The sequence below is a fragment of the Variovorax sp. 01T439_2 genome (assembly GCF_056398445.1).
Genome location: NZ_JBFTPJ010000484.1, coordinates 1 through 6663, shown reverse-complemented (window position 1 = coordinate 6663; position 6663 = coordinate 1). Strand labels below are relative to the sequence as shown.

Here is a 6663-nt window from a genome sequence, read left to right as displayed (position 1 = left end):
CACACAGATGCTTCAATCCGCCTTGGTGCACTCGACTTTGACCAGCTTATCGAGGAGCAGGAGAGCAGCTTTCGACATCAGCTCAACGAATTCAGAAAAGACCTGCGAAGAGTGAACCAGGAAATTGCGGGCTACGAGACGCAGCTTCAACCTGAGGTTCGAAGTGCGATCCAAGAGCAACTGGCCATCAAGAATCGCCAGATTGAGGAGCACATCAAGATCAAGCCAGCGGTGATGGAAAAACCTGCCGTCGAGTTGTCGCTCGAGCAGCAGCAAGCGGCGGCCTCGCTGGAGGCCATCTCGAACCAGATGCAAAACCTCGAGAAATCCGCGGCCTCGAATGCCGCCACCGCCCTGGCACTTGCCGGCAAGCTCAAGGCAATCCAGAACGTGCGCGAGCGCTTGCGCCTACTCGACCGCTCTCGTACGCAATTTCTCGAAGACACGGCGACGGATCTCACCACTCTCGGTTTGCAGGCGTCTGACCTCGTGACGATTGAACTGAATCACCAGCCACTCGACAAGATTTCGGTTTCGATGGGAACATCGCGCGACGTTGGCTGGAGAGATTTTTGACATTCTGGATGCTCAGCGGAAGGCGCGCGAGTCTCTCTTCAAACCCGTTCAAGACTTGATCCATAGCAACAGCCTGATCCGCGACGAGTACAAGCTCCAGTTCCAAGCGACACTGGGTGGCTCAGCAGACGGAGTTGCGACGTCTCTCTTCGACCTAATTAAACAGAACTCAAAGGAATTTCGGGGCGAAGACGAGAGCTACGGCACCGTACGAAAACTGGCCGAAGAGTACGACTTCAACACGCGAGCAGACGTGCTCAGCTTCGTTGAAGCGCTGCACGGAAAGATTGTCGTGGCTGCGTCCGGCGGTAACAAGGATACCGTCGGCATCGGCCCTGTGTTGAGAAAAGACAAGCTGGCAAGCGATGTTTACGATTTGCTCTTCGGGCTTTCATTCCTTGAGCCGCGTTACTCGTTGCTTTTCCAAGATGCACAAATCGAGCAACTGTCACCTGGTCAACGCGGCGCGCTACTTCTCATCTTCTATTTGCTGGTCGATAAGGGGCGCAATCCGATCATTCTGGATCAGCCTGAGGAGAATCTAGACAACGAGACTGTGGTGAGCTTAAGTACCACTGAGCGCGCGCAGCTGCCTGTTCAAACTCCCAAAAAACCGCCGATCTCGACCGCGGTGCTTCTGGCCGCGCGCATGACTCCGATGAGCGTTGCCGAGGCCGGGCCGGTCCATTCTCCATAACCCACCAGCCACAGGCCGGGCACGTCGCGCGAGCGAGTTCCTGCGACCGGGACCTTTCCGTCCCCGACAGCGTCGAGCGATATGAGATGGTCCAAGGCCGCGCGAAAGCCTGTGCACCAGATCACAGCGTCGAATTCGCGAGCGGTGGCCGAGATGCGGCCGCACGGCTGCAGCCCTGGGTGCTACCACCTGATCGACAGCACCGCGTGTTTTTACGCGCGAAGAGCGCCGGGCTCTTGAAGAACGCTATTCAGCTCTGACTCGCGCGAGGATCGCAGCAGGGAGTTGGCCCCTAGGCCTACCGTCATGGGAGGGCCGGCGTGCGGCATCCGCCCATATATAACCTAAGCGCGAAGAACATGATCGCCAACTTGGATCTCACTCAGTGGGCGCAATTTTTCGTCGCCTGGAGTGATCAGTTCCGTGACGGTGTCTTGATTTCCAAAAATGTTACTCAACCCGCCTGCGCCACGGCCCGTTACCTTCTTGATTTCTCGACTGTCTGGTGATCTATCCCATTCGATCGACCGCAATGTCGCAATCGAAGGCTGGGCATGCTGCACCCCGACTTTGCCTCGAACAATTTCGAGCCGCTCGAGTTCTTTTCCTGTAGTCGGGTCGACTATCAAATCCGCAAGCCCAACTATTAAAAACTTGCTGTCTGGCTTTACGCCTTGATCTGTGCCTATGTTGACTACCACCGTGAAAGGATCGAGCACCTTGACAACTTGTCCTAAGTATCGGGTCATGACGTGAGTGTTCCGGTGAGAAGAGGGATTGCGTCGGTTGGTATCACGGATCGGAAGGTTAGATTGCGGAGTTCTTCAGTCGTACTTGGCAATTTCGTAAGCAGACCCATGTCCTTCACAACCTTGATTTGGATGTACTTGGCCTGAACGTGATGGACCACGGCTATGTACGCGAGCCTCTCGATCTCGTCGGATTCGATATAGCCGCCCACCACGATGCTTGTCGCGAAGTTTTCGTTTCGGTGAATAAGAAATATTTCTTCCGAAGCGATTGATTTGAAAGGCTTCTCAAAATTGTCAGGGATGGTGTTTTGACTTGAGATGTCAAATATCACCTTAAGTAAGATGACAATTATCGTGCCGAGTACAAGCAGCAAAAAGAGAAGCCATTTGACGGAAATACTTGAGTTCACGTCTACAAACATTCCCGTTGCAGCAGACACAAATCCGAGGACGCCGATCACTACCGACGCGCCGGAGAAGCTCAAAAAATTTCGCAGGAGATGGTCTTTCATTTTCGATGATCTGCTGCGTGAGTCTTGTTGAGATGGATTGTGCAGCAACTCGTAACAAAATGGTGTACTCGGGGGTTGCGACAGTGCGAGGAACGGTGACTGCAAAAGGCTCTCGGACAATGCCGCATCAGGAGAATCTCGAACATGGTCGCTACCGCAATCACCCTCATCGTGCTGAACCTCATCGGCATGGCGTACCTCGTCCTACGCAGCTTCGGCACAGGATATGGAACGAAGAAGGGCGGAAACGCAGCGGATCGCGAAGACTTGCCAGAACTCACGCGCATCGTCGAAGACATCAAGCACCAGAACGCCCAGTTGTTGGAGTCCTTGAAGTCGCACAACCAGCTTCGCGTGGCCGCGATCGATAAGAGGTTGCAGGCACATCAAGAGGCGTTCACGCTGTGGAGAAAGCTGGTCGGCGTTCTATGGAACGGCGACGTCAATTCGGTGGTGGAAGAATGCCAACGATGGTGGGACGAAAACTGCTTGTACCTCGAGCCTGAGGCGAGAAATGCCTTTTCGATCGCCTACTTCCTTGCGCCTTCTGTCCGGCAGGATGTTGGGGGTATGAGAAACCATGGAACCGGGCACACGCCAACCATGGAAGCTCGCCATCAAGAGATCATGCGAGCGGGGGATGTACTCGTGCAGGCGGTGCAGTTGCCCGGACTGACTCAGGCAGAAGAGCGTTCAATGAAGCAGACCAACGAGTTGAAGGCCGGGGAAGGTGCAGAAAATGGATGACGATGACAAGATCCGCCGCAACCTCGTTGTCACCAGCGCCATCATCATCGGCGTCGCCTGGTTCGATGTGTCACTACCTGATGTGCTCGAACGGCTCTTCTCGGTCAAGAGCCAAGCAGGAACGCCCGGAGCCGTGGTGCAGCTATCGACCTGGAAAGTCTGGGTTGCTGCGCTGGTGGTACTCGGCTACATGAGCTGGCGGTATCGATGGTCTGATGAGGTCGAGCAAGCGACAAGACTCTTCACAGAAAGCGTCGTGTCGCGGTACAAGAAACTCTTTGGCGATGTTTACATGACCGACGTCACCAAGTGGTTCCAGAGCGGGGCTTTTCCGGCGGACGTTCACCCGCAACTCTCTGCCGCGTACGCGCAACTCGTTCCGCACACCTTGGCCCAACAGCTGGGCCGTGGACCCGAGAAGGTGACCTTCACGGGACCCATGCCTGCGATCAACCAAGGTAATCACATGATGACTATGACGGCTGAGTGGCTGCCGGGCGGCGGGGGCGTGTACGTGAATCAGCAACAGGTGAACATCTATATCGACACGAGGCGGCTGAAATCGATGATTTGGAGCGCGCGCCGGTTCGCCTTGGCAAACTCGAAGTCATCAATGTCGCTGGTGTGGCCGGTAGTCATCGCCGGCAGTGCAACAGTGGTCGTGCTGTACAAGCTCGGCCGCGCCGTCTTCGGCTAGCTCGATTCAAAATGAAGACTTCCAATCTCGCGGGCCCGCCGCTCGAGGCGCTGACTGGTCAACGCCCCTGGCTGAGCTTGCAGAGGGCGATCCCGGCTCGCGCTGAACCACGTCGCGCTTGGAACCGACACTCTTTTCAAGTTCTGGGACGCCGATCCACGCCGCAGACCTGGACAGTACAACCGCTGGCACGAGTACAACATGCCCAATCGGTCCTGCCAGCAACGTCGATAAGTGCGAACGACCCTAATGTGCTGCCAGTGGATGCGAATCCGCTGAGTAGCAACTGAAGCGCGTAGCTTCGAATCAGACATCTGACTCTTCGTGTCTTCCCGCGCTAACGCGTGGCTAGCCGTTCCAGAACTTCGCGTGCACCCAGGTCCCTTACTGCCGCAAGGCTTTCGAGCTGCGTTGTCCGCGGTCGTGCCTTGCCTTGTTCCCAGTGGTAAATCGTCTGCCCGGAGACGCCTACCAGCCGTCCATAGATCGCCGCGGACAGCCCGAGCTTGGCCCGATGCGCAGCCAACCTGGTTGCACTGAAGCGGCGCTTCGTGCCCGTTGCCGCTTCAGCGTCTGAACCAGGCGCCGCCTCGAACCGCGCCGCGCCCTTCGCGACACGACGCAGCTCCTTCTCAAGCGCGCTCACCTGGCGACGCAGTTCGGCAATCGAGGCGCGATGCGCGACTGATGCTTTCTTGAGGGTTTCGATCTCGACGCGCACTTCTTTGCGAGCGACGCGGGAGATTTCGGCTTTGAGGATCGAGGCTATGTTTGGCATCGGCGCATTGTGCCGTTCCAGCTACCTGGCCTCTCCTGGCGTCATCACCGGCTCGAGCCATTTGAGTGCCGCCGCCCTCGGCGACAGCGTGCGCAGATGCGCCTCGCAAGCCAGGTCGGTGGCCAGCTCCTCTAGCTGCTCAGGATCCACCGTCCGCCAATGGCGCTTGAGCTGCTGCGCACAGTAGTAGATCCACAGATCGGTCGGAATGTCGTCTTCCATGCCGCCATACTACTGTATATTCATACAGGTGTACTGCGAAGTGTTTAGATACCGGTTCGAGGGCCAGGCGCTGTCCACCAAGGAGGYGGTGAAGCACACGCGCCGCATCGGAGAGCTGCTCTACGTGCCGCGCATCCATGACCCGCGCCCGGGCCGCAGCCTGATGATCGCCATGCTGCTGGCCGACGACCAGGAGAGCTATGTGATCCCGTTGCTCAACCGCGCGTCCATGCTCGAGGTACGCGGCGGCTTCTTCATCGAAGGCACCGAGATCAATCCGCGCGGACGGGCGCTCAAGAACATCAAGACGGACACCTACCCGCAGCGCTGGTTCTGCCGGCCGGTGCCGCGGCCCGCCCCGCCCGATGCGAAGGCGGCTCGGCTGGAGGCGCAGCGCCACGGCGAAATGATCGCCAAGGCGCTGCAGCGCTGGCCATCGCGCCGCGGTGGTTCCGGGCTCGGTGGAAGTGCGTAACGCGTTGCCGAACGGTGCGGCTCGCGGACTATCCGCATTCGGCGGCCGAGGCGGTCAAGGTGGCGGAGCAGCGCTTCCGGCGTGAGCTCGACCGGCAACTGGGCCATGAGCTGGTGCCGGCGCTGCGCGCGTTCCAGAACGCGAGCGAGTCGGGCGAGAGCGATCTCACCAAAGACGAGATCGCGCTGGCCAAGCGCTGGATCAAAGCTTTCGACGTGGCCAGAACGGCGGGCTTTCGCGATCTGGGCGATACCGACGAAGCCTATTTCGCGGTACGTCCTGTGTGAGGACGCTCAATCAATTTGCGCCGGCTCATTTGGGCGCGTGACTGGACGCACAAGGTAGTCTGCGACCGCGCACGCGCCGGCAATCCAGGCTTCCATCTCGCTGGAGTGCGCTGTCTGGTCGGAGACGAACGGCCGAAAGCTCAACAGCCCGGTCGGACCGCTGACCGAACCCAAGAGCGAGAAGCGGAATTCGCCGGGCTCCGACTCGCTCACCATGACCGCCATCTGACTCATCTTGATCTCCCCTGTTGTCGAGAAGATGTTGTAAGCGGGCGCGGCCGACAGGAATGTCAACGTTCGTCAACCTGCTGGAAATCGTTCACGATGCGGTCAACTTTCGCGCGTCGCGCCGTAGCAGCTACGATTTCTGGCCATGACCAAAGAGATTGCCCGTCTCCCGCCGGAGAGCTGCGCACAGCTGCTTGAGGTCCTGCAAATATTGGGATGGAGGTTCGAGCATCCCATCAGCGCCAAGATCACGGGCTGGAGCAATCAAGGCGAGGAAATCATCCTGATGTCGCCAGAAGAAGCCTTCGCTTTCCTTGCAGCGGCGGCCGGACATGGGATCCAGCTTTGGGCCGCGCCGGACAAGGATCTGTTTCTCAGCTGCGGGGAGACGCTGCAGATCTACTTCGATGGATTTTCTGCTGAGGAAAGCGCATCGCTGCAAGCTGCGTTGCGAGGCGGCGGATTGGAGTTGGGCGTGAGCAGCGACAGCGGCTAACACGGATAGCGATCACGCTTGTCCGTTGTCTTTGCCTGGGCAGGAGCTAAGTCTCCTTCAAAAAAAAGGATCCGCCGCACACGGGGGTTCTAGGAGCTGGCAACGTTCTGCTGCTTCAACTCCATCGCCAAAAAATCTGCGAAGTCCTGCGCCGCCGGCGAGAGCGACCTTCCAAGAGGCCGATACAGACATACCT

At 58.1% G+C, this 6663-nt stretch carries 10 protein-coding genes and 2 pseudogenes; 6 read left to right on the top strand and 6 right to left on the bottom strand.

The window, feature by feature from the left end; translation table 11 throughout:
- Positions 1–1144, top strand: a pseudogene (locus AC1DOC_RS21090) (TrlF family AAA-like ATPase); the annotation flags it as partial.
- 29 nt (positions 1145–1173) lie between these two features.
- Here the strand turns inward: AC1DOC_RS21090 and AC1DOC_RS21085 are convergent.
- From AC1DOC_RS21085 to AC1DOC_RS21075, 3 genes and pseudogenes are all read right to left on the bottom strand, one after another.
- Positions 1174–1419, bottom strand: a pseudogene (locus tag AC1DOC_RS21085) (pyridine nucleotide-disulfide oxidoreductase); the annotation flags it as partial.
- A 198-nt stretch (positions 1420–1617) separates the two neighbouring features.
- Positions 1618–2022, bottom strand: a complete 405-nt coding sequence (locus tag AC1DOC_RS21080) for a hypothetical protein (protein WP_015865902.1) — start codon at positions 2020–2022, stop codon at positions 1618–1620.
- Positions 2019–2537, bottom strand: a complete 519-nt coding sequence (locus tag AC1DOC_RS21075) for a hypothetical protein (protein WP_015865903.1) — start codon at positions 2535–2537, stop codon at positions 2019–2021. Before AC1DOC_RS21075 ends, AC1DOC_RS21080 begins: the two co-directional genes overlap by 4 nt.
- Before the next feature lie 144 nt (positions 2538–2681).
- Between AC1DOC_RS21075 and AC1DOC_RS21070 the strand changes: the two genes are divergently transcribed.
- Positions 2682–3284, top strand: coding sequence for a hypothetical protein (locus tag AC1DOC_RS21070; RefSeq protein ID WP_015865904.1), 603 nt, complete (start codon positions 2682–2684; stop codon positions 3282–3284).
- A complete protein-coding gene (locus tag AC1DOC_RS21065) occupies positions 3277–3981 on the top strand; it encodes a hypothetical protein (RefSeq protein WP_015865905.1) in 705 nt (234 codons plus the stop codon). Before AC1DOC_RS21070 ends, AC1DOC_RS21065 begins: the two co-directional genes overlap by 8 nt.
- Positions 3982–4318: 337 nt before the next feature.
- Here the strand turns inward: AC1DOC_RS21065 and AC1DOC_RS21060 are convergent, their stop codons facing one another.
- Together AC1DOC_RS21060 and AC1DOC_RS21055 are read right to left on the bottom strand one after the other, a co-directional pair.
- Positions 4319–4759: a helix-turn-helix domain-containing protein gene (locus AC1DOC_RS21060; protein ID WP_015865906.1), complete on the bottom strand. Its 441-nt coding sequence runs from the start codon at positions 4757–4759 to the stop codon at positions 4319–4321.
- 21 nt (positions 4760–4780) lie between these two features.
- Positions 4781–4981, bottom strand: a complete 201-nt coding sequence (locus AC1DOC_RS21055) for a hypothetical protein (protein WP_015865907.1) — start codon at positions 4979–4981, stop codon at positions 4781–4783.
- Here AC1DOC_RS21055 and AC1DOC_RS21050 point away from each other — a divergent pair.
- Both AC1DOC_RS21050 and AC1DOC_RS21045 read left to right on the top strand, forming a co-directional pair.
- Complete coding sequence (locus AC1DOC_RS21050; protein ID WP_478130419.1) at positions 4980–5456, top strand: hypothetical protein; 477 nt, start codon at positions 4980–4982, stop codon at positions 5454–5456. The two genes, AC1DOC_RS21055 and AC1DOC_RS21050, sit on opposite strands and share 2 nt — an antisense overlap.
- 14 nt (positions 5457–5470) lie before the next feature.
- Positions 5471–5743, top strand: coding sequence for a hypothetical protein (locus tag AC1DOC_RS21045; RefSeq protein ID WP_478130418.1), 273 nt, complete (start codon positions 5471–5473; stop codon positions 5741–5743).
- A 6-nt stretch (positions 5744–5749) separates the two neighbouring features.
- On the opposite strand, the gene AC1DOC_RS21040 is transcribed toward AC1DOC_RS21045, so the two are convergent.
- Positions 5750–6037 carry a hypothetical protein gene (locus tag AC1DOC_RS21040; RefSeq protein ID WP_041945794.1) on the bottom strand — a complete coding sequence of 96 codons (288 nt, stop codon included), beginning with the start codon at positions 6035–6037 and terminating at the stop codon, positions 5750–5752.
- Positions 6038–6116: 79 nt separating this feature from the next.
- Here AC1DOC_RS21040 and AC1DOC_RS21035 point away from each other — a divergent pair, with 79 nt between their 5' ends.
- Positions 6117–6467, top strand: a complete 351-nt coding sequence (locus AC1DOC_RS21035; RefSeq protein WP_015865911.1) for a hypothetical protein — start codon at positions 6117–6119, stop codon at positions 6465–6467.
- Positions 6468–6663 lie beyond the last annotated feature (196 nt).